The sequence below is a fragment of the Streptomyces sp. NBC_00271 genome, from assembly GCF_036178845.1.
Lineage (GTDB): Bacteria > Actinomycetota > Actinomycetes > Streptomycetales > Streptomycetaceae > Streptomyces.
This window is the reverse complement of sequence record NZ_CP108070.1, coordinates 2,529,174-2,551,076: the sequence shown is the minus strand read 5'-3', so window position 1 is coordinate 2,551,076 and position 21,903 is coordinate 2,529,174. Positions and strand designations below refer to the sequence as shown.

General features: G+C 70.8%; 21 protein-coding genes. 5 read left to right on the top strand and 16 right to left on the bottom strand.

From position 1 onward, the window contains the following. Positions 1–7 precede the first annotated feature (7 nt). The gene (locus OG798_RS12010) at positions 8–1,222 is read left to right on the top strand and encodes a sensor histidine kinase (RefSeq protein ID WP_097226541.1); all 1,215 of its coding nucleotides are present in this window, start codon (positions 8–10) and stop codon (positions 1,220–1,222) included. 16 nt (positions 1,223–1,238) lie between these two features. Here OG798_RS12010 and OG798_RS12005 read toward each other — a convergent pair whose 3' ends face one another. The 7 genes from OG798_RS12005 to OG798_RS11975 form a co-directional block, all read right to left on the bottom strand. Beyond that, entirely contained in the window at positions 1,239–1,397 is a 159-nt protein-coding gene (locus OG798_RS12005; RefSeq protein ID WP_101896770.1) for a hypothetical protein, read from the bottom strand. A 94-nt stretch (positions 1,398–1,491) separates the two neighbouring features. After that, positions 1,492–3,648, bottom strand: coding sequence for a serine/threonine-protein kinase (locus tag OG798_RS12000; protein ID WP_328756960.1), 2,157 nt, complete (start codon positions 3,646–3,648; stop codon positions 1,492–1,494). Positions 3,649–3,684: 36 nt separating this feature from the next. After that, positions 3,685–5,169 (bottom strand): DUF6777 domain-containing protein, encoded by a 1,485-nt coding sequence (locus tag OG798_RS11995; RefSeq protein ID WP_328756959.1) that lies wholly within the window; start codon positions 5,167–5,169, stop codon positions 3,685–3,687. Positions 5,170–5,381: 212 nt separating this feature from the next. Further along, a complete protein-coding gene (locus tag OG798_RS11990; protein ID WP_095856028.1) occupies positions 5,382–6,335 on the bottom strand; it encodes a cytochrome c oxidase assembly protein in 954 nt (317 codons plus the stop codon). Between the two features lie 156 nt (positions 6,336–6,491). Next, positions 6,492–7,517, bottom strand: a complete 1,026-nt coding sequence (locus OG798_RS11985) for a 6-phosphofructokinase (RefSeq protein ID WP_054228956.1) — start codon at positions 7,515–7,517, stop codon at positions 6,492–6,494. 259 nt (positions 7,518–7,776) lie between these two features. After that, positions 7,777–8,505 carry a type 1 glutamine amidotransferase gene (locus tag OG798_RS11980; RefSeq protein ID WP_054228955.1) on the bottom strand — a complete coding sequence of 243 codons (729 nt, stop codon included), beginning with the start codon at positions 8,503–8,505 and terminating at the stop codon, positions 7,777–7,779. A gap of 22 nt (positions 8,506–8,527) precedes the next feature. Then, positions 8,528–9,766, bottom strand: coding sequence for a MurT ligase domain-containing protein (locus OG798_RS11975; RefSeq protein WP_054228954.1), 1,239 nt, complete (start codon positions 9,764–9,766; stop codon positions 8,528–8,530). A gap of 154 nt (positions 9,767–9,920) precedes the next feature. On the opposite strand from OG798_RS11975, the gene def reads away from it, so the two are divergent. After that, entirely contained in the window at positions 9,921–10,460 is a 540-nt protein-coding gene (gene def, locus OG798_RS11970) for a peptide deformylase (RefSeq protein WP_183127426.1), read from the top strand. A 119-nt stretch (positions 10,461–10,579) separates the two neighbouring features. Here the strand turns inward: def and OG798_RS11965 are convergent, their stop codons facing one another. Further along, positions 10,580–11,224 (bottom strand): TetR family transcriptional regulator, encoded by a 645-nt coding sequence (locus OG798_RS11965; protein WP_054228952.1) that lies wholly within the window; start codon positions 11,222–11,224, stop codon positions 10,580–10,582. 169 nt (positions 11,225–11,393) lie between these two features. Here OG798_RS11965 and OG798_RS11960 point away from each other — a divergent pair, with 169 nt between their 5' ends. Then, positions 11,394–12,623 (top strand): acyl-CoA dehydrogenase family protein, encoded by a 1,230-nt coding sequence (locus OG798_RS11960; RefSeq protein WP_095856031.1) that lies wholly within the window; start codon positions 11,394–11,396, stop codon positions 12,621–12,623. Between the two features lie 16 nt (positions 12,624–12,639). On the opposite strand, the gene OG798_RS11955 is transcribed toward OG798_RS11960, so the two are convergent. From OG798_RS11955 to OG798_RS11945, 3 genes are read right to left on the bottom strand one after another with little or no spacing between them, the layout of a single operon-like run. Then, positions 12,640–13,161 (bottom strand): cupin domain-containing protein, encoded by a 522-nt coding sequence (locus OG798_RS11955; protein ID WP_054228950.1) that lies wholly within the window; start codon positions 13,159–13,161, stop codon positions 12,640–12,642. Between the two features lie 8 nt (positions 13,162–13,169). After that, a complete protein-coding gene (locus OG798_RS11950; protein WP_267061126.1) occupies positions 13,170–14,384 on the bottom strand; it encodes a cytochrome P450 in 1,215 nt (404 codons plus the stop codon). 5 nt (positions 14,385–14,389) lie between these two features. Further along, entirely contained in the window at positions 14,390–15,454 is a 1,065-nt protein-coding gene (locus OG798_RS11945) for a type III polyketide synthase (protein ID WP_095856032.1), read from the bottom strand. A gap of 213 nt (positions 15,455–15,667) precedes the next feature. Here OG798_RS11945 and OG798_RS11940 point away from each other — a divergent pair, with 213 nt between their 5' ends. Beyond that, the gene (locus OG798_RS11940) at positions 15,668–16,342 is read left to right on the top strand and encodes a transcriptional regulator (protein ID WP_095856033.1); all 675 of its coding nucleotides are present in this window, start codon (positions 15,668–15,670) and stop codon (positions 16,340–16,342) included. Between the two features lie 42 nt (positions 16,343–16,384). Here OG798_RS11940 and OG798_RS11935 read toward each other — a convergent pair whose 3' ends face one another. The 5 genes from OG798_RS11935 to OG798_RS11915 form a co-directional block, all read right to left on the bottom strand. After that, positions 16,385–16,624, bottom strand: coding sequence for a DUF6213 family protein (locus OG798_RS11935; protein WP_054228947.1), 240 nt, complete (start codon positions 16,622–16,624; stop codon positions 16,385–16,387). Positions 16,625–16,648: 24 nt separating this feature from the next. Continuing rightward, positions 16,649–18,043, bottom strand: a complete 1,395-nt coding sequence (locus OG798_RS11930) for an NADP-dependent succinic semialdehyde dehydrogenase (protein WP_328756958.1) — start codon at positions 18,041–18,043, stop codon at positions 16,649–16,651. Positions 18,044–18,184: 141 nt separating this feature from the next. After that, complete coding sequence (locus OG798_RS11925; RefSeq protein ID WP_097226545.1) at positions 18,185–18,649, bottom strand: NUDIX domain-containing protein; 465 nt, start codon at positions 18,647–18,649, stop codon at positions 18,185–18,187. Further along, positions 18,646–20,184 (bottom strand): ATP-dependent DNA ligase, encoded by a 1,539-nt coding sequence (locus OG798_RS11920; protein ID WP_267061123.1) that lies wholly within the window; start codon positions 20,182–20,184, stop codon positions 18,646–18,648. Before OG798_RS11920 ends, OG798_RS11925 begins: the two co-directional genes overlap by 4 nt. 56 nt (positions 20,185–20,240) lie before the next feature. After that, positions 20,241–21,179: an NAD(P)/FAD-dependent oxidoreductase gene (locus OG798_RS11915; protein ID WP_328760023.1), complete on the bottom strand. Its 939-nt coding sequence runs from the start codon at positions 21,177–21,179 to the stop codon at positions 20,241–20,243. An 87-nt stretch (positions 21,180–21,266) separates the two neighbouring features. Between OG798_RS11915 and OG798_RS11910 the strand changes: the two genes are divergently transcribed. Next, a complete protein-coding gene (locus tag OG798_RS11910) occupies positions 21,267–21,863 on the top strand; it encodes a helix-turn-helix domain-containing protein (protein ID WP_267061121.1) in 597 nt (198 codons plus the stop codon). Positions 21,864–21,903 lie beyond the last annotated feature (40 nt).

Sequence of the window (21,903 nt, the reverse complement as noted above, 5' to 3'; positions counted from 1 at the left end):
TGACGCCGTGAGCGGATTCCTGGCGGGCCTCTGCGTCGCCGTGCTCCCCCTGCTCGCCGCCGGGTTCTGGCTCGGCAGGCGTACCGCGAGGCCCGAGAACCTCGGCGGCCTCGGCACCCCCGTCGAACACGCCACCTTCGAGACCCTGCACACCGCCTCGCTGGCCGCGCCCCCACTGCGCGCGGGTCTCACCGGGGAGACCGCCCGCAAGTCCGCCCGTCGACTGCGCACCCTGCTCGGCACGGACGCCCTGTGCCTCACCGACCAGGACACCGTCCTCGCTTGGGACGGCCTGGGGGAGCACCATCGCACCGAGATCATGGAACGGCTCGGCAGCCCCCTGGAGACCGGCCGCGGCGAGGCCTTCCGGCTGAAGTGCGACGAGCCCGACTGCTCCCTGCGCTGGGCCGTCGTCGCACCGCTCACCGTCGACGACCGCGTCCACGGAGCGCTCGTCGCCTGCGCGCCCCGCGAGTCCGCCGTCCTGGTCCGGGCCGCGGGTGAGGTCGCCCGCTGGGTCTCCGTGCAACTGGAACTCGCCGACCTCGACCAGTCCCGCACCCGTCTGATCGAGGCCGAGATCAAGGCCCTGCGCGCCCAGATCTCCCCGCACTTCATCTTCAACTCGCTGGCGGTGATCGCCTCCTTCGTCCGCACCGACCCCGAGCGCGCCCGCGAACTGCTCCTGGAATTCGCCGACTTCACGCGCTACTCGTTCCGCAGGCACGGCGACTTCACCACCCTCGCCGACGAACTGCACGCCATCGACCACTACTTGGCGCTGGTCAGAGCCCGCTTCGGCGACCGCCTCTCGGTCACCCTGCAGATCGCCCCCGAGGTGCTGCCGGTCGCGCTGCCCTTCCTCTGCCTCCAGCCCCTCGTGGAGAACGCCGTCAAACACGGGCTGGAGGGCAAGGCGGACAAGTCCAACAAGAGCCACATCAGCATCACCGCCCAGGACGCGGGCGCCGAGGCGCTGGTCGTGATCGAGGACAACGGCATCGGAATGGACCCCGACCGGCTGCGCCGCATCCTCGCCGGGGAGGTGAGCCCCTCCGGCGGCATCGGACTGTCCAACGTCGACGACCGGCTCCGCCAGGTGTACGGGGACCAGTACGGCCTCGTCATCGAGACCGCGGTGGGAGCGGGCATGAAGATCACCGCCCGGCTGCCGAAGTACCAGCCGGGGGTGCACTCGGCGGGACCGCTGCCCAGGGAGTGACAGTGACCCGCCCGCGTCAGGCGTTGCGCGAGGCCACCATGGCGATCGTGAGCAGACCGAGCACCACCCAGCCGAACCACAGCCAGCCGTTGCTGCCGAGCGCCACCGTGTAGGCCGTCACCATGACGAGGCCGCCGACGGTGAGCACCCCCATCGCCTTCGTCGAACCGGGCATCGCAGTCACCCTTCTCCCGGCGGGGTCCGCGACGCGGGCCGTGGCCTGCGCCCATTTTCACCCGAAGGGACGCGGTTCGCCAGGGCCGGGTGTGCTACTCGCCTCCGTGCATGAGGGCCTTGTCCAGCCGCTCGATGCTGCAGACCACCAGGTAGTACCCCTTCCTCCACAGTCCTGTGCTGCGCAGGCCATGACTCACATAGGTGTCGGCGGGATAGCCGAGTTGTTGAGGCGGGGCGTCGGCCGCGCATTGTGCGTCCGCCTCGACATCGGGCTTCTTGCCGGGCGTGAGGGCGGTGAGGTGCGTGATCCGCAGGACCCGGCCCACATGATCCTTGTCGCAGGACACGAGCTCGTAGTGGGTGTATTCGCTCGCGTCCCCGCGAGCATGGCCGAGGCAGTCGTCCTGCTGCATCTGGGTCGCGTCCTCGAACGCCATTCCGTACGGGCGGAGGCCGCCGAGCCTGCCGTACACCGGACCGTGCTTCCCGACCAGCAGGCATGCGACGTTGCCGCCGGTGGCGTCGAAGCCCTCGCGGGTGGGCACCACGGCCAGGCTCTGGACGTGCCAGGCGAGTTTGTCGGCGATCGCCTTGGTCCGCTCCGCGCACTGGTCCGGTCCGACGCTGCCGGCCTCCTCGAAGGAGCGGGCCTTGTACAGCTCCATCACCTGCCCGTCGGGGCGCAGCGCTCCGCAGCTCGGATCCAGTTGCAGACGCGGGGTACCCGAGGACGGTGCGGGGGACGGGTCGCTCAGTACACAGTCGCCCTTCTTGAGCGGTGCGGAGAGCCCGACCCGGGCGCCGTACGGGGCTGCGGGCGTCTGCGTCCTGCCGTACCGGGCCAGACCCCAGATCACTCCCGCCGTCAGCGACAGCGCGAGGAGCAGTGCCGCGATCACCTGGACGAGCAGCGTCCGCTTGCGGCGCCCCCCGCCGGGACCCGGGGCGGGCGCGGCAGGGCCCAGGTAACTGGGCGGACCGAAACCGGCACCGGGCTGCGGGGGGTACGGGGTCGGCGGACCGAAGCCCTGGCCCGGGCGAGGCGCGTACGCGGCCGGGGCACCGGCACGGGTGCCGGCTGCCTGCGCCATGGGTGTGTACGCCGCGTGGTGCGCCGGCGCGGGAGAGGCCTGGGCCGTGGGGACGTACGAACCAGGCGCCGCGAAACCCTGCTCCTGGGCCGGTCCCTGGTTCCGGGCCGGTCCCTGGCCCCGGGCGGGGGACGGGCTCTGGTCGTGTGCGGGCGGCGCGTAGTCGTGGTCCCTGGACGGACCGCCCGGGGTCCGGCCCGGTGGCGCCGGACCACCGGGCCCGTCGGAGGTGACGAGCCCCGCCCACGCGGGCTGCGAGCCGGTGTCGACCTGGGTCGGCGGATGGGGCTCGGGCAGGATGATCCGAGCCAATGCCGCCGCCGTCCGTTCCGCGGAGATCCGCAGGCCGGGGTCCTTGACCAGCAGCGCGTCGATGATCGGCCCCAGCGCACCGGCCCGCCGGGACGGCGGCGCCTCCTCCGAGACCACCGCGGCGAGCGCCCCGAGGTGGCTGTCCCGGTCGAAGGGACCGTGGCCCTCCACACCGAAGTACAGAGTGCAGCCCAGCGAGAACAGGTCGGACGCCGCGGTCGGCTGCCCGCCCTGCGCCCGTTCCGGTGCCAGATAGCCGGCCGTGCCGACCAGGACGGAGGTACGGGTCCAGCGGGTCTCGGGGGAGTCCGGCTGGACCGAGACGCCGTAGTCGGTGAGGAGGATGCGCGCGCCGGGGGTGCCCGCGCGGTCCGGGGCGAGCAGGATGTTGGCCGGTTTGACGTCCCGGTGCATGATGCCGCGCTCGTGCCCGGCGGTCAGCGCGTCCAGCACCGCGAGGCCGACGCGGGCGCACTCGTCGGGGGCCAGCGGGCCGCGCCGGGCGAGCCAGGCCCGCAGGTCCTCGGCGTCCGCCACGTACTCCATCACGATCCATGGCAGGCCGTCGTGCTCCAGGACGTCGTGGACCGTCACCACGTGCGGGTGGCCGCGTAGCACCGCCGCGTGCCGGGCCTCGGCGCGGGCGCGCGCGATCCGCGACTCGTGCTCCTCACTCCCTTCCCGGACATCGCGGAACCTGATCTCCTTGAGCGCCACGTCGCAGTCGAGCCGCTGGTCGTGGGCGAGCCAGACGTGGCCCATCCCGCCGGAGCCGACCCGCTTCAGGAGCACATACCGGCCGTCGATGGTCCGGCCCACTCCCGACTGCGCTGATCCTGCTGTCATCCGGTTGCCCCCGGGTTCTGCGTCGTCGTACGCGGGTCAGGCCGCGCTCTCGGTGGGCCCACCGGGCGCGGAGTCGCTCGTACCCGGGTCGACCGGGGCGGGCGGTGTGCTCGACACGGGCTCACTCGGCGGCGGCGCGCTGCTGACGGTGGGCCTGGTCGAGGTCGGTTCGTGCGAGGTCGGTTCGGTCGTCGGCACGGTCGGGGCAGTGGCCGAGGGGGTGTTCGGGGCACTGCTCGTGGGTGAGCCGGTAGGAGAGGTGTGCGACGGGGTCGACGTCGTTCCGCCGCCCGTGCCGCCGCTCGTGTCCGTGGGGGTGTCCGTGGGCGTGGCGGGCTTCGTGGGGGTGGAGGTGGTCGTATCCGTAGGGACACCCGACCCGGTGCCGCTGTCGGACGGCGAGGCGCTGCCCGACGACGCGCCGCCGGACGAGGGGCCGGACGAGGGGCCGGACGATCCCCCGGACGGGGTCGGCGGGGTCGTCCCGGGATCCGAGCCCGCTCCGCTCGTGCCGCCCGCTCCGTTCGCGCCGCCCGTGCTCGTGCCGGAATCCGACGGCGTGGTTGGACCGCCGCCGCTCTCGGTCGGGCTGTCGGACCGCGCCGACAGGACGACCGACGTGCCCCAGGCGACCTGGCTGCCCTCGGTCGGCCGGGACGCCGTCACCTGGGCGTCGTCGGCCGGCAGGCTGTCACCGGCGTACGACATGCCCAGCCCCGCGTCGGTCAGCCGCTGGGTCGCCTCCGCGAAGGTCATGCCGGTGACCGGTGGCACGGCGTGTTTCTGCTGGGTGTCGAAGGACTTGTCCTGGCTGCCGTCGCTGCCCACCGGGCGGGCGATCCCCCGGTCGGGGTGGTGCACGTCGACGAGCTGGAGCTTGTGGATCTCCTGCGCTCCGGGCGGCGGCTGGACCACCACGACGCGGTCCTGCCGGTAGTCGGCCCACTTCTTGTTGCCGTTGTCGAACCGCACGTCCGTCTTCGAGGCCTTTCCCTCGAAGGGGAGCAGCGGATTGCCGCAGGAGCACTTCACCGCGGGCAGTCCCTGTTGGTCGACCAGAATGGCGATTCCGGCCTGCAGCAGCGCGGCGTACGAAACCGCCTTGCCGTTCTTGTAGTCGTGATTCGTCACGAGAGTGTCGTGACGCAGTACGACAGGTGTGAGTTGATCGATATAACTCGGGATCTGATCGGTGCTTATATGCAGGACCCGCGCCCATTCCTGGGCCTTCGCCGAGTTCTTGGGGTCGGTGAGGAATTTCTTCAACTTCGTCACGGCGCACGTGCCGGGTTTCGTGGTGCCGCCCCACACGCCGGTGCCAGGGCCGGGGCCGGTACTGGGTTCGGGCGCCGGTGCCGGTGAACCGCTTCCGTTGCTGCCGTCGGGGGCCCCGCCGTACAGCCCGGGGCTGTTACTGGCCTGCACACCACCACTGGGCCGGGCCTCGGGCACGTGGATGTCCGTGCCGAGCTGTCGGTCCTCCTTGAAGAAGGGGGAGACCGAGGAAACCCCCGCCGCCACGGCCCGCACCACGAACAACTGATCGGATTTGCTGCACCCGCTGACTATCAGTACCGAAACCAGCAGTAGAGCGAGCCGTCGGGCGGCGGAAATCCCCGCCCTTTGCATGGATGTACGAATTGACATGACCGCTCCCCCTGCGGTTTCCCCCGTTGTCCCCCCATGCTACTGAACCGAAAAGCCTTTCACGCAAGGTGAATTGCAAAGTTAATTCAGCGGCCGCCTGCGTTGAGTGAGGCCAGATAGGCGTTGTACGCCTCGAGTTCCTTGTCGCCGTCGCGGTCGGCGGCCCGGTCCGTGCGGCGGGCCTGCCGCTTCTCGGAGGCGTACCACTGGAAGAGCAGCGCGATCAGCACGAGGACGGAGGGGATCTCGCTGAACGCCCAGGCGATGCCGCCCGCGGCGCTCTGGTCGGAGAGCGCGTCGATGCCGAGCGAGGCGGGCGGGTGCTTGTACGTCTCCACCATCGGCCCGGACGCCATCATCAGCGCGATACCGAAGAACGCGTGGAACGGCATGCCCGCGAACAGCTCCAGCATCCGCATCAGATAGCCCGGCCGGTGCGGTCCGGGGTCGACGCCCATGATCGGCCAGAAGAAGACCAGGCCGACGGCGAGGAAGTGGCACATCATCGCGATGTGCCCGGTCTTGGAGCCCATCAGGAAGTCGAAGATGGGGGAGAAGTACAGCGCGTACAGGCTCGCGATGAACAGCGGGATCGTGAACGCCGGATGCGTGATGATCCGCATGTAGCGGCTGTGCAGGAACATCAGCAGCAGTTCACGCGGACCCTTGTTGCCTCGCGTGGCGGCCACCGGCAGTGCGCGCAGCGCCAGTGTGATCGGCGCTCCGAGCAGGATCAGGATCGGCGAGAGCATGCTGATCACCATGTGCTGCACCATGTGCACGCTGAACATGACCATGCCGTAGTCGTTCAGCTTGGTGCACATCACGAGCATCACGGTCAGCACGCCGAGCACGAAGGCGATGGTCCGCCCGACCGACCACTTGTCACCGCGCCGCGCGAGCCGCACGACCCCCCAGCCGTACAGGCCGAGTCCCGCCAGACAGGCGATGAGGAAGAACGGGTCCGCGGACCACTCGAGCCCCCGCCCCAGCGTGAACGGCGGCAGATCCATGGTCATGCCGTGCCCGCTGTGATCCATCCGCCGGCTCCTGATTCGTACGTTGTGCGCTGTCTGTCCGAACCAGAGTAGGACTGACCCCGGCCACAACTGTGACCGGGGTCAGTGCAGCGCCCCGTCAGGGGCGCGGGGAACTGCGCGACAAGCCACGACGAACCCGCAGCCGGAAACGAACCCTCAGAGCACGCACTCCGCTTCCGCGTACCGCTCCTCCGGAACCGTCTTCAGGCTCTCCACCGCCTCCGCGAGCGACACCATGACGATGTCGGTCCCCCGCAGCGCGGTCATCTTCCCGAAGTCGCCGCGATGCGCCGCCTCCACCGCGTGCCAGCCGAACCGCGTGGCGAGCACGCGGTCGTACGCCGTCGGCGTCCCCCCGCGCTGGACGTGCCCGAGGATCACCGGCCGGGCCTCCTTGCCGAGGCGCTCCTCCAGCTCCAGGGAGAGCTGCCGGGCGATGCCGGCGAAGCGCTCGTGCCCGTAGACGTCCTTGCCGCCCTCGTCGAACTCCATGGTGCCCGGGCGAGGCTTCGCCCCCTCCGCGGCGACGACGATCGCGAACCGCTTGCCCGCCTCGAAGCGCTCGCCGACCCGCGCGGCCAACTCCTCGATGTCGAAGGGGCGTTCGGGGACGACGATGGCGTGCGCGCCCGCCGCCATGCCGGAGTGCAGGGCGATCCAGCCGGTGTGGCGGCCCATGACCTCCACGATCAGCACCCGCTGGTGCGACTCGGCGGTGGTCTTCAGCCGGTCCAGGGCCTCGGTCGCGACGCCGACGGCCGTGTCGAAGCCGAAGGTCACGTCCGTGACGGCGATGTCGTTGTCGATGGTCTTCGGCACGCCGACGATCGGCAGACCGTTGTCCGAGAGCAGCCGGGCCGCCTTCAGCGTGCCCTCGCCGCCGATCGGGATGATCGCGTCGAGGCCGAGCTCCTCGACATGGCCCTTGGCCCGCTCCACGCCGTCACGCAGCTGCGCGGGCTGGACCCGGGAGGAGCCGAGGATCGTGCCGCCGCGAGCCAGGATGCCGCTCACCGCGTCGAGGTCGAGCTTCAGGTAGTCGCACTCCAAAAGCCCCTTCCAGCCGTCCCGGAAGCCGATGACCTCGTCGCCGTGGTCGACGACGGCGCGGTGCACGACGGACCGGATGACGGCGTTCAGGCCGGGGCAGTCGCCGCCGGACGTGAGGACACCAATGCGCATAGCCCGAAATACCTTCTCAACGTGGGCCGGGTACCGGACCACGCTGTCCGGCTGGAATCCCGGTCACCCTACCGGCGGGACGGGGTGGTGCCGTAGCGGGCGTCCGCCTGGTGGACGCGGCCGCACAAGTGAGCGGACACCTGGTCAAGCGGGCCCGACCTGGGTACACCGTGCCGGATACGCCTAGGGCGCGCTTGAGGTATCCCTCGAGCGCGCCCTGTGGACATCCCGTACCGTTTGTCCGTTGTTGGCCGACCGTTCAGGCGGGCTGCTGCGCCGCGGAGATGCGCTCGCCCCGGAGCGCCTCGTACCAGCGGTCGTCGATCGGCGGCAGCGCGTTCACGTCGAGCGCCAGCTTCAGCAGCAGGTCCGCGATCTGCGGGTTGCGGGCGAGCACGGGCCCGTGCATGTACGTGCCGAAGACCGTGTCGTTGTACGCGCCCTCGGTGCCGTCGCCGGTGCCGTTGCCCTTGCCGAGCCGCACCTGCGCGAACGGACGCGCGGTGGGGCCGAGGTGGGTGACGCCCTGGTGGTTCTCGAAGCCGGTCAGCTGCGGCAGGCCCAGCCGCGGGTCGATGTCTCCGAGTACGTCGCCGACGCACCGCTCGCCCTCGCCGCGCACCGAGACCACGTCGAGCAGGCCGAGGCCGGGCTCGCGCTGCCCGAGGTCGTTGATGAACTCGTGGCCGAGGATCTGGTAGCCGGCGCAGACCGAGAAGACGATCGCGCCGTTGCCCACCGCGCGGTGCAGACCGCCGTCGCGGCGCAGACGCTCCGCGGCGAGCCGCTGCGGCCGGTCCTCGCCGCCGCCGATCAGATAGATGTCGCCGGAGGTCGGGATCGGCTGGTCGCTGCGTACGTCGAGACGGGCGACGTCGAGACCGCGCTGGCGGGCCCGGCGCTCCACGACGAGGGCGTTGCCCTGGTCGCCGTAGGTGCTCAGCAGGTCCGGGTAGATCCACACCAGGCGCAGGCTGTTGTCACTCATTCTCTTGGTCCTCCGTGGCTGCTCAGTTGCCGACACGACGCCTCAAATCCTGGAATGCGGTGTAGTTCGCGATGACCTCGATGCGACCGGGCGGGGCGAGCTGCACCGCCTGGTCGAGGTTCTCGCAGACCTGGAAGGACTGGTTGGCGACCTCGAGACGCACGGCGAGGTCGAGCTTGCGGTCGCCGAGCACGAAGATGGGGTGCCCGGTCAGACGGGTGTAGTCGACGTCCCACAGCCAGGAGGTGTCGGTACCGTCGGCGCCCCGCGCGTTCACGGACAGGATGACCGGGGTCGGCGGAGGGTCGATCAGGGAGAACGTCTCGAGCCAGCCCGCGGGGTTCTTGGCGAGCAGCAGACGCAGGTCGCGCTGCATGAACTGCACCACGTCGTAGCGTCCGGCGACCGCCTGCACCTGGTACATGCGCTCCAGGGCGACCTGCGGGGGCACCCCGAAGACCGCCGCGACGGCGGCCGACGAGGCGGCGTTCGCCTTGTTGGCCCGGCCGGGCAGCTGGAGGTGGATCGGCCACGCGGAGCCGTGCGGGTCGAGGACGTGGTCCCCGGACAGCGCCCAGGTCGGCGTCGGACGGCGGAAGCCGCAGTCGCCGCAGAACCAGTCGTCGCCGGGGCGCTGCATCACACCGCCGCAGGACGGGCAGGACCAGGCGTCGTCCTTCCACATCTGACCGGCCGCCACCCACATGACGTTCGGCGAGGAGGAAGCGGCCCACACGACGAGCGGGTCGTCGGCGTTGGCGACCACGACGGCCTTGGAACCGGCCAGGCCCTCGCGCCAGTGCTCGGCCATCATCCGGGTCTCGGCGGCCCGGTCGAGCTGGTCGCGGGAGAGGTTGAGCAGGGCGATGCACTTCGGGTCGGTGTCGCGGGCGACACCCGCGAGGTACTTCTCGTCGACCTCGATGACCGCGAACTTCGCGTCCGAACCCCCGGCGAGAGCCGAGGTGATACCGGCCGGCATGTTGGCGCCCAGCGCGTTGGACACGACCGGGCCCGCGGCGCGCAGCGCCTCTGCGATCAGCCGGGTGGTCGTGGTCTTGCCGTTGGTCGCCGACACCAGGATCACGTCCAGGTGGGTGGCGAGCCTGGCCAGCAGATCGGGGTCGAGCTTGAGTGCCACCCGGCCGCCGATCACCGATCCGCTGCCGCGTCCGGCGGCCCGCGAGACGGCCGCCGCCGCCTTGCCCGCCGTCACGGCCAGCTTGGCCCGCGGCGTCAGCGGGTCCGAGTTGCCTGACATCGTTTCTCGATCCTCCTTGCGTACGCGCCGCGCCTGAGCCCCCGGCACCGTGTGGGCCTCAGCCTATCGAGATCCACTCACGTGCCCGAATCGCGGCACCTCCACGGTGCCCGCGCGACATGCGCGCGCCCATGAGGACCGTACCCTTGCCGCCATGCGACACGGCTCCATCCCCGGCACCCGAGGGCGCGTCCGGCCGGTGACTCTGCTCGGCGACCCCGTTCTGCACACACCGTGTGAAGACGTCACGGACTTCGGTCCCGAACTCGCCCGACTCGTCGAGGACATGTTCGCGACGATGTACGCCGCCCAGGGCGTCGGCCTCGCCGCGAACCAGGTCGGCGTCGCGTCGCGGGTCTTCGTGTACGACTGCCCGGACGACGAGGACGTCCGCCATCTGGGACACGTGGTGAACCCCCGTCTCGTCGAGGCGGACGGAGTGGTGCTGCGCGGGCCGGAGGGCTGTCTCTCCCTGCCCGGCCTGGAAGCGGGGACGGAGCGGTACGACCACGCCGTGGTCGAGGGTTTCACGGTGGACGGGGAGCCGGTGTCGGTGCAGGGCACGGGGTGGTTCGCCCGGTGTCTGCAGCACGAGTACGACCACCTGGAGGGTGGTCTGTACGTGGACCGGTTGAGTGGGTGGCGCCGGCGCCGGGTGATGAGGCAGGCGGCGCGGGCGTCTTGGGGGCGCTGAGCTGTGTCGGGCGGCTGCGGGTTGTTCGTGGCTGGTCGCGCAGTTCCCCGCGCCCCTGAAAGCAGGGGCGCGGGGAACTGCGCGCTCAGCCGAAAGCAACTCGCGGCCGACACCCGACCTCAGAACCCAGGACCCCCGACACGATCGCCGGCCGCGGCCAGTCGGCCCCACAGCAGGTCGGCCAGACTCCGTACCAACTCGGCCCGGGAGCAGGGCTGCTCACCGAGCCACCAGTCCCCGGCGGCATGCATCATGCCGACGATCCCGTGCCCCCACACCCGCGCCAGCTGCTGACTGCCCGGTCCGAGATCCACCCGTTCCTCGATGACCTCGGCCAACTCCTCGCCCATGCGGCGCAGCAGCGGTGCGGAGTGCTTGCCCAGGTCGAAGCCCTGGTCGGCGGACGAGGCGCCCTCCGTGGGGTGCATCAGGAAGCGGTAGACCTGAGGGTGCGCCTCGATGGCCGCGAGATACGTGTCGAGCGTGGCCTCCACCCGCTCCCGGCGCTCCGCGGGCGCGTCCAACGCGGCCCGCAGCGCTCCGAGGAGGGCGTCGGTGTGCCGCTTGGCCAGGGCCGCGTAGAGTCCACCCTTGTCGCCGAAGTGGCGGTACAGGATCGGCTTGGTGATGCCCGCCTCGGCGGCGATGGCGTTCATCGAGGCCCCGGGGCCGTCGCGGAGCACCACTCTGTCGGCGGCCTCCAGCAGCTCGCGCCGGCGGCGGTCGGCGGACCTCTGCTGATCGGTTCGCTGTGTGGTGTCCATGATCTCTCCCCACCCGTGGTGATTCGGTGACGCCTGCGCAAAGTAACACTCATCGGCCCATGCGTATCGAACGGGCTGCCGAGCGGAACGTGGGAGTTGACTTTTACTACTGATCAGTAACAGACTCCAGTTACCGCAAGTAACACTTTAGTGCAGTGCTGGAGGGGACATGGCCGAGTTCACCATGGAGCTCAACGACGAACAGAGGGAGGTCCGCGACTGGCTCCACGGGTTCGCCGCCGATGTGATCCGCCCCGCGGCCGCCGAGTGGGACGAGCGCGAGGAGACTCCCTGGCCGGTCATCCAGGAGGCCGCGAAGGTCGGCATCTACTCCCTGGACTTCTACGCCCAGCAGTACTTCGACCCGACCGGTCTCGGCATACCCATGGCCATGGAGGAGCTGTTCTGGGGCGACGCGGGCATCGCCCTGTCGATCGTCGGCACCGGCCTCGCCGCCGTGGGCGTCCTCGCCAACGGCACCGAGGAGCAGATCGGCACCTGGATCCCCCAGATGTACGGCGATGCCAACGATGTCAAGGTCGCGGCCTTCTGCTCCTCCGAGCCCGACGCCGGCTCCGACGTCGCCTCGATGCGCACGCGTGCCGTCTATGACGAGGCCAAGGACGAGTGGGTGCTCAACGGCACCAAGACCTGGGCGACCAACGGTGGTATCGCCAACGTCCATGTCGTCGTCGCGGTCGTCGACCCGGACCTCGGCTCCAAGGGGCACGCCTCCTTCATCGTGCCGCCGAACACGCCGGGCCTCTCCCAGGGCCAGAAGTTCAAGAAGCACGGCATTCGTGCCTCGCACACCGCCGAGGTCGTCCTCGACAACGTTCGCATCCCCGGTTCCTGCCTGCTCGGCGGCAAGGCGAAGCTGGACGAACGCCTGGCCCGCGCCCGGGAGCGCGCGAAGGCGGGCGGCGGCGAACGGGTGAAGAACGCCGCGATGGCCACGTTCGAGGCGTCGCGTCCGGCCGTCGGGGCCATGGCGGTGGGCACGGCCCGCGCCGCGTACGAGGTCGCCCTCGACTATGCGATGACGCGTGAGCAGTTCGGGCGTCCGATCATCGACAATCAGGGTGTCGCGTTCCAGCTCGCCGACATGCGTACGTCGATCGATGCCGCGCGTCTGCTGGTGTGGCGGGCTTCGTGGATGGCGATCAACGGGAAGCCGTTCACCGCGGCCGAGGGGTCGATGTCCAAGTTGTTCGCCAGCGAGACGGCGAAGAAGGTCACCGGTCAGGCGATCCAGATCCTGGGTGGAAATGGCTACACCCGTGAGTATCCGGTGGAGCGGATGCACCGGGATGCAGCCATTTACACCATTTTCGAGGGGACGAGCGAGATCCAGCGGCTGGTGATCGCGCGGACGCTTTCCGGGATGCCGATTCGGTAGCGGTTGCGCGCTGCGCTCACCGGAGTTTCAGAGGGGTGAGCTGCTCGATGTCGTACCTCGCCCTCAGTTCCTCGATGGCCGCGTGGTCCGGCGGGCCCCCGTCCCTCAGGATCTCGAGCAGCTCCTCGAAGTAGCGCTCGTGGTCCGGGGGCGGGGAGGCCTGGAAGAACATCTTCGCCTGGTTCTCGGTGGGGTTGGAGAAGGCGTGGGGACAGCCCGGGGGCACGACGATGACCGTGCCCGGGGTTGCCCGTACCACCCGGTTGCCCGAACTCGACTCCCACTTCTGCCAGTTGTCGGGGGTCCGGATCCGGGGCTCGAAGGCGAGCACGTCCAGCTCGCCTTCGAGGACGTAGAACAGCTCCTCGCTGCGCGTGTGCACATGGGCGCCCACGTCGAACCCGGGCGGTACCAGCACCTCGAAGGTGGACGCGGTGCGCGAGTGCGAGCCGGTCACCTTGAACGTCACGTGCTGGGCGGGGGTTTGCACGATCCGGCCGTGACCCGGTGGTACGAGGAGTCCTTCGGTCATGGTCATCGGGTCGCTCACCACATCACGGGCAGAGCTTCGGGGCCACGGATCAACGCGCCTTTCCTGAACGGGACCTGACTTGGGGGGACGGCGAGCCGCAGCCCCGGCAGCCGGTCCAGAAGTGCGTCCACCAGGAGTTCCGACTCCAGCCTGGCCAGCATCCCGCCCGGGCAGTAGTGCGGGCCGAAGCCGAACGCCACGTGCGGATTGGGGCTGCGGTCGAAGTCGACGTGCTCGGGGTCCGGGAAGACCTCCGGGTCGCGGTTGGCGGCCAGGTACGAGACGTAGACCGGATCGCCGGCCCGGATCAGCACGCCCCTGATCTCGACGTCCTCCCTCGCGATCCGCGACAGGCCGACCATGTTGCGGTGCGGGATGTAGCGCAGCAGCTCGTCGATGGCCTGGGGGCGGATCCGAGGGTCGGAGCGCAGCCGGTCGGCCAGCGCCGGGCGGGTCATGAGCAGGTAGAGCATCTGCCCGCAGTTGTTCGTGACAGCCTCGCCGCCGATCTGGAGGAGGACGGCGAGCCCGACGGCCTGCTCCAGATCGATCTCGTCCCGGCCCACGGCGGCGCCCAGCAGCGAGGTGACGTCCTCGTCCCTGCTGTCGTTCCGGGCGCCGATGAGCTTCCTGAAGTAGGCGCCCATCTCGTCCTTGGCCTTCTCGCTGACCTCGGCGCCGTGCGCGGAGGACAGGATCAGCTGCGTCCAGGTGTGCATGCCCCGCCGGTCGTCGGGCGGGACGCCCATCAGCTCGCAGATGACCGCGATGGGGAAGGGGGTGAGGATCGCCTCGGTGAGATCGGCGGGCGGTCCGACCCGCAGCAGCTCGTCGACCATCTTGTCGAGCGTGCGCCGGGCCTTGTCGCGGACCCGTTCCACCCCGCGTGCCGTGAAGGCCGCGGCCACCGAGCGGCGCAGCCGGGTGTGGTCGGGCGGGTCCAGGAAGCCCACCGCGCCGCGGGCCGGGATGAAGTGCGGGGCGAGCCGGGTGACCGGCTGGTCCATGACCGCCTCGCGGCCGAACCGTGGGTCGTTGGCGACCAAGCGCACATCGTCGTGGCGGGTCACCAGCCAGGCCCATCCCTCGCCGTTGGGCAGCTGGATCCGGGTGACCGGTCCCTCGCGCATCAGCTCGGTCAGGACCGGGTCGAAATCCACGCCCTTCAGGTCGAGGGCGGGCCAGTGCCGGACAGGCGGCAGTGGCCCGGGCATCGTCTTCTCGGTCATTCCGTTCACACCGTCTCGTTGCTGCTGTCGCGCCAGCGGCCCAGGGCCATTTCCGCGGTGATGCCGGGGCCGAAGCCCGCGAGCAGTCCGCGCGCGGAGTGCTCGGCGCCGCCCTCGTCGAACAGCCGACGCAGCGCGTCCAGGACGACGGCGCTGGCGATGTTCCCGTACTCGGTGAGGGTGGCCCGGCTGAACCGGAAGGCCTCCGGCGGGACCTCGAGGAACTTGCTGAGGTCGTCGAGGATCCTGGGGCCGCCCGCGTGGATGATGTAGAAGTCCAGGTCGGAGGCGTCCCAGTCATGCTGTCGCGCGAGGGCGTGGAGGGCGGGGGCGAGTGGTTCCATCGTCCCGGGAACCCTCTTGTCCAGCAGGAAGTGGAAGCCCGTGGCGCGGACGTCGTACATGATCCAGTCCTCGGTCTTGGGGACCAGGTAGGAGCCGTTGCGCTCCAGGTGGACGCCGGTGCCGCCGTTGCCGCGGACGACGGCGGCGGCGATGCCGTCGCCGAACAGGCCGTTGCAGAGCAGCGAGCCGACGCTGAGATCGGTCGGCTGATAGCAGAGCGAGCAGAACTCGCAGGCCACGATCAGCGCGTTGGCGTCGGGGTACGCCGTGCAGAAATCGTGGGCCCGGTTGATCGCGGCGCCGCCTGCCGCGCAGCCCAGCTGGGCTATGGGTATCTGTCGGGTGTCGCTGCTGAAGTCCATCGAGTTGATCAGCCAGGCCGTGAGCGAGGGCATCATGAACCCGGTGCACGAGACGTAGATGATCATGTCGATGTCGGTGGTGAGCAGCTCGGCGTCATCCAGCGCCCGCTGTATGACGGCGGGGACGCGGGCCTTGGCCTCACTCTCGTAGACCTTGTTGCGTTCTTCGAAGCCCGGGTGTTTCAGCGTCTCCTCGATGGGCTGCACGATGTGCCGGGTTTGGACACCGGTGTTCTCGATCAGTCGGAGTGCCAACGGCAGCTGTGGGTGGTCCTCGTGACGGGAGCGAGCCAGCTCCAGCGTCTCCTCCATCGTGATCACGTATTCCGGCACGGAGACCGAAGGTCTGCACAAAGTCGCCATGACGCGCGCCTTCTTTCGCCTTCCGGGGAACTCTCGTCCCCCGGCGGAAGAGTGGTTCACCCACGGGGGCGGTTCACCCACCGGGGTGGTCCACCCACGATCACCCGGAAGCGTGGGGATCTCTCGTCGGGTTACTCCATTCCGGGGATTCTTGGGAGGGCGTAGAAGTACGAGGGAAGAGGCCCCGGGACGGCCGAACCGAAGGAGTACGCCATGGTGCGCACGGCCAGGGAACTGCTGGAGGACACCACGGAGAAGCTCGCCCCGGACCCCCACGCCAACCGGCTGTTGCCCCTCATCGCCCGGGGCGCGGCCCAGCGTTCCACGCTCGCCGCCCTGGCCCTCGAACAGCGCCACGTGATGGCCGCGGACCGTCGTGCGTTCCTGCATCTGGCCGAGCGTCCGGACGTCGAGCCGCAGAGCGCCGCCTTCTTCGCCATGCTCGCGGAGGGTGAGGCTCTGGCCCTGGGGAGGCTGGATGTGTTCGCCGCCGCCTGCGGGGTGGACGAGGCGCGGGCGGCGGCCTACGAGCCGCTCGCGGACTGTCAGGCCTATCCCGCGTACGTCGCCTGGCTGGCCCTGAACGGCTCACCGGCCGACGTGGTGCTCGCCCTGAGCGGCAACTTCACGACGTGGGGCGGCTATTGCGCGGCGATCGCCGAATCCCTGCGCCGTCACTACGGCTTCGGCGGCGAGGTGTGCGGCTTCTTCGACTTCTTCGCGGCACCCGCCCCGGAGCTGGAGCGGAAGGCGCTCACGGCTGTACAGGCGGGGCTGGACGCGGGGCGGATCGGGGAGACCGAGGTCCTCCGGTACGGGCGACTGCTGCAGAGCTACGAGGCGAAGTTCTGGCACGCCCTGTGGGAACTCGACCAGCGGACGACCTGAGGGCGCGTCGGCCCGGCGCGCGGACCGGGCGGACGCGCGCCGTCAGTCGGACGTCGTCCCGCTGCTGTGCGCGATGCAGGCCACGTCGATGCGGTCGGCGAGCTTGGCGAGTTCGATGGTCAGTGTCGCCACCGTGTCCTCGTCGAGTCCGTCCTGGCCGGCCTCCACCAGGTGCAGCCACCGGCCGCCCACCGTGCGCAGCAGTTTGCTGACGTCGGCGGCCGCCACCTGCAACGTGCCGCGGTCGTCGACGATCAGAGGCAGGGTCACTTCGCGGTTCACAGGGGGATCGTAGCTGCGGAACGCTTACGCTCCGTGCCATACGGTGGTGATGTTGCAGAACTCGTGGATTCCGTGTCCCGACAGCTCACGCCCGTAGCCGGACCGCTTGACCCCGCCGAACGGGAACGCCGGGTGGGAGGCGGTCATCCCGTTGAAGAACACGCCGCCCGCCTCCAGGTCGCGTACGAACCGGTCCGCTTCGGCCTCGTCGTTCGTCCAGACATTCGAACTCAGCCCGAACGGCGTGTCGTTCGCGAGCGCCACCGCCTCGTCGAGATCGGCGACGCGGTAGAGCGTGGCGACCGGCCCGAAGGTCTCCTCCTGGTGGACGCGCATCTCGGGGGTGATGTCGGTGAGGATGGTCGGCGCGTAGTACCAGCCGCGCTCCGTGAAGCCTTCGGGGCGCTCGCCGCCGCAGAGCACGGTCGCGCCGCTCTCCACCGCGTCGTCGACGAGTTCCTCCAGGTCACCGCGGCCCTGTTCGGTGGAGAGCGGGCCGATGTCGGTGTCCTCGTCCAGCGGATCGCCGACCTTCAGCGCCTTCATGCCCGCCGTGAAGCGCTCGGCGAAGGCGTCGAACACGTCCGTGTGCACGATGAACCGCTTGGCGGCGATGCACGACTGCCCGTTGTTCTGCACCCGGGCCGTCACCGCGGTCCTCGCCGCCCGGTCCACGTCGGCGGACGGCATGACGACGAACGGGTCGCTGCCGCCCAGCTCCAGCACCGTCTTCTTGACCTCGTCCCCGGCGACCGAGGCCACCGCGCGCCCCGCCGGTTCACTTCCGGTCAGCGTCGCCGCCTTGACCCGGGGATCGCGCAGGATGCCCTCCACGGCGCCCGAGCCGATCAGCAGCGTCTGGAAGCAGCCCTCGGGGAAGCCCGCCCGGCGGAACAGGTCCTCCAGGTAGAGGGCGGTCTGCGGCACGTTCGAGGCGTGCTTGAGGAGGCCGACGTTGCCCGCCATCAGGGCGGGCGCGGCGAACCGGACCACCTGCCAGAGCGGGAAGTTCCACGGCATGACGGCCAGCACCGGGCCCAGCGGCCGGTAGCGCACCAGGACGCGGGAGGCGCCGGAGTCCTTGGCGTCGGAGTCGGCGGGCTCCTCGTCGGCGAGCAGCTCCTCGGCGTGGTCGGCGTACCAGCGCATCGACTTCGCGCACTTGGCGGCCTCCGCGCGGGCTTGCTTGACGGGCTTGCCCATCTCCGTGGTCATCACCCGGCCGATGTCGTCCCGCTCCTCGTCGAGGAGGTCGGCCGCCCTGTGCAGCAGCCGTGCACGCTCGGCGAGGGACGTGGTGCGATAGTCGCGGAACGTGCTCTCGGCCGTGGCGAGCCTGCGCTCGATCTCCTCGGCGCCGAGCGCGTCGTACGTCTTGAGCGTCTCGCCGTTCGCCGGGTTCACCGTCGCGATGGGCATGGCCGACCTCCTGAAGCGGGCTGTTCTTCGAGCGGGCTGTTCTCCGGAACCCGAAGCGGGCTGTTCTCGACAAGTCTCTGTAAGCGGGCTGTTTTCCGACCCTCCCGCGCGGCGCGGTGCGGCGCAACGCGGAGGGCGCTGTCAGTCCGAGTGCTCCGCCAGCCGCTCGAGAAACGCCGCCTGCGCCGGCACGATCAGCTCCCCGGCCCGGTCCAGGCCGAACCATTCCACCCGGTCCAGCTCGGGAAACTCCTGGATCCGCCCCGACTTCGGCGGCCACTCCATCTCGAACGTGCCCGGGACCACGGTCGCCGGGTCGAGGTCGGCCTCGATCGCCCAGGCCGTGACGACCTTGCCGTTCTTCTGCTCCACCTCGCCGAGCGGGACGGCCTCGCCGTCGGGCGGCGGCAGCCCCAGTTCCTCCTGGAACTCCCGGCGCGCCGCGTCCCAGGCGGTCTCGTCGGGCTCGTACTCGCCCTTGGGCACGGTCCACGCCCCGGCGTCCCGCCGCGCGAAGAAGGGGCCGCCCATGTGACCGAGCAGCACCTCCGGGCCGTCGTCGGTGCGCCGGTACAGCAGCAGTCCCGCACTGCGCTTGCCCGTCACGGGGCCACCTCCGGGTGTGCGGCGAGCAGGGTCTCGACCGTATCGGCCTGCGCGGGCGACTTGTCCTCGCGGTAGCGCACCACGCGGGCGAAGCGCAGGGTGACCCCGGCCGGGTAGCGGGTGGACTTCTGCAGACCGTCGTAGGCGATCTCCACGACGAGTTCGGGCCGTACGGTGACCACGTGGCCGCTGTCCTCGACGGCCAGCTCCTGGAGGCGCTCGGTCTGCCAGGCCAGCATCGCGTCCGTCATGCCTTTGAAGGTCTTGCCGAGCATCGCGAAGGAGCCGTCCGCGGCGCGGGCCCCGAGGTGCAGGTTGGAGAGCTTGCCGGTGCGCCGTCCGTGGCCCCACTCGGCCGCCAGGACCACCAGGTCGAGGGTGTGCACGGGCTTGACCTTCAGCCACGACGCCCCGCGCCGGCCGGCGCTGTAGGGGGCGTCCAGGGCCTTCACCACCACGCCTTCGTGACCGCGCTCCAGCGTCTCGGCGAGGAATCGTTGGGCCGGGGGGATGTCCTCGGGCCCGTGGGCGAGGGCGCGCCGCACCCGCATCGGCTCGGGCACCAGCCGCGCCAGCTCCGCGTGCCGGTCGGCGAACGGCAGATCCAGCAGATCCCGCCCGTCGACCGACAGCGCGTCGAAGAAGACGGGGGAGACCGGCACGCTCTGCGCGGCCGTGGCCACATCCACCCGCGAGCCCACCCGCCCGGCCGTCTCCTGGAAGGAGCGCGGCCGCCCGTCCTCGTCCAGCGCGATCACCTCGCCGTCCAGGATGAACCGGGTGCCCTTCAACTCCATCGCGGCGGAGGTGAGTTCGGGCAGCCGGTCGGTGATGTCGTCGAGGGTGCGGGTGTAGATCCGTACGTCGTCGCCGTCGCGGTGCAGCTGTACGCGGATGCCGTCGAGCTTCTCCTCGACGGCACACGCGCCCAGCTTCGCCACGGCCTCGGACACGGACGTGGCGCTGTGCGCGAGCATGGGCAGCACCGGGCGGCCCACCGTGAGCCGGAAGTCGTCCAGGGCCCCCGGGCCGTCCGTCAGCAGCGCCTGCGCCACCGTCTGCAGCGATCCGGCGAGCATCACCGCCCGCCGTACGTCCGCGGCGGGCGCGCCGGTCGCCTCGGCGAGCCCCTCGACCGCGACCGCGTCCAGCGCGCCCTGCCGCACCTCGCCGGTGAGCAGCCCGAACAGGAACCGCTGCTCGTCCTCGGTGGCCGCCGCCCGCAGCTCGTCCATCAGTCGCCTGCGCTCCGCCTGCGAGCCGGCGCCCGTGACCGCGCCGACCTCCGTCAGCCGGGCGTCCACGTCCCGCACCGTGAGCGAGGGCTCGGGCGCGGGCGGCACCGGTCCGCTCAGCAGCTTCCAGCCGATGCCGAGCCGCCCCTGTGGAAGACGGCCCGCCAGATACGGGATCACGATCGGCACGTCGTCCGCGTCGGCGTCCCGGAACAGCTCGGCGAGCAGGGCGGTCTTCCGGGACCGCGCCGAGGTGGCGGCGACCTCCCGGGACACATGGGCGAGCCGGGCGAGCAGCATGGAGCCATGGTGCTACGGAGGGGCGCCCTCCACACCCGGGCGGTTCAGCTCCGGGGTCAGGACCTGTCCTGGGCGGCGTCGAGGTCGGCGAAGAGCAGCTCGCCGTTGAGCGTGGCCGCGGCCCGGTAGCCCGCGCCCGCGGCGTTCACGACCTGCTCGGCGAAGCCCACCGCGTTGCCCGCCGCCCAGACGCCGGGCACGGTCGTCAGGCCCGTCTCGTCGACCACCGGGTACGTGCCGAACGGGGTTTCGCGCAGCTCGGCGCCCAGCCGCTCGAACAGGTCGTTGCGGGGGACCGCGCGCGGCGCCACGAAGAGCGTCGAGCGGTCGTGGACGGTGCCGTCCGTGAGCCGGAGCCCCGTGAGCCGGTCGTCCTCGACGACGAGCCCCGCGACCTCACCGGGCACCACGACGACCCCGGCAGCGGCGAGCCGTCGCGTGTCGTCGGCCGTCAGCAGCTCCTCGGCGACCGTGTGCAGGAAGAGGGTGACGTCCTTCGACCACTGGGAGACCATCAGCGCCTGGTGGACGCTCATCGGTGTGGTGGCCAGCACCCCGAAGGACTTGTCGCGGACCTCCCAGCCGTGGCAGTACGGGCAGTGCAGCACGTCGCGCCCGAAGCGCTCGGCGACCCCTGTGACCGTCGGGAGCTCGTCCGCCAGCCCGGTGGCGAGGATCAGCCGCCGCGCGTGCACGGTCCGTCCGGCCGTGAGCGTCACGACGAACTCGCCGTTGTCCTGCCGGGACACGTCCACCGCCCGGTCCCGGACCAGCTCGACGCCGTACCGCGCGATCTCCTCGCGCCCCGCGGCGAGGAACTCCGCGGGCGGCATGCCGTCCCGGGTCAGATAGCCCTGCAGATGCGCGGCGGGCGCGTTGCGCGGCTCGCCCGCGTCGACGACGAGCGTGCGGCGCCGGGCCCGGCCGAGGACCAGTGCGGCGGACAGGCCGGCCGCGCCGCCTCCGACGACGACGGCCTCGTACCTCTCGGTCATGTCGGTCATGGTGACCACCTCCACCGCAGACGGTCGCCCGACCGGTGCCGCATTGACAAATGGCTTTGCCGAATCTGCAATATGGGCATGAGCAAGGGTATGGATGACGAGGCAGGGACGGACGAGGTGCTGGCCGAGGTCGGGCCGAGGCTGCGGCGCATCCGCAAGGAGCGGGGCGCGACACTCGCCGGGCTGTCCGAGGCGACCGGCATCTCCGTGAGCACGCTGTCGCGGCTGGAGTCGGGGCTGCGCAAGCCCAGTCTGGAGCTCCTGCTGCCGATCGCCCGGGCCCACGAGGTACCGCTGGACGAGTTGGTCGGCGCGCCCCCGGTGCGCGACCCGCGGGTACGCGCCCAGCCGATCGTGCGCGGCGGCCGCACCCACTGGCCGCTCACCCGGCAGCCCGGCGGACTCCAGGCGTACAAGGTGCTCGAACCGCAGCGCAAGCTCGAACCGGAACCCCGGACCCACGAGGGCTATGAGTGGCTGTACGTGATGTCGGGGCGGCTCAGGCTCGTGCTGGCCGACCACGACGTGGTGCTCGGTCCGGGGGAGGCCGCCGAGTTCGACACGCGGGTGCCGCACTGGTTCGGGTCGACGGGGGAGGGGCCCGTGGAGTTCCTGAGCCTGTTCGGGCCGCAGGGGGAGCGGATGCATGTGAGGGCGCGTCCGGCCCGCTCGTGAGGGCGTGACGCACCTGACTGTTCCCTGATCGGCAAGCGAC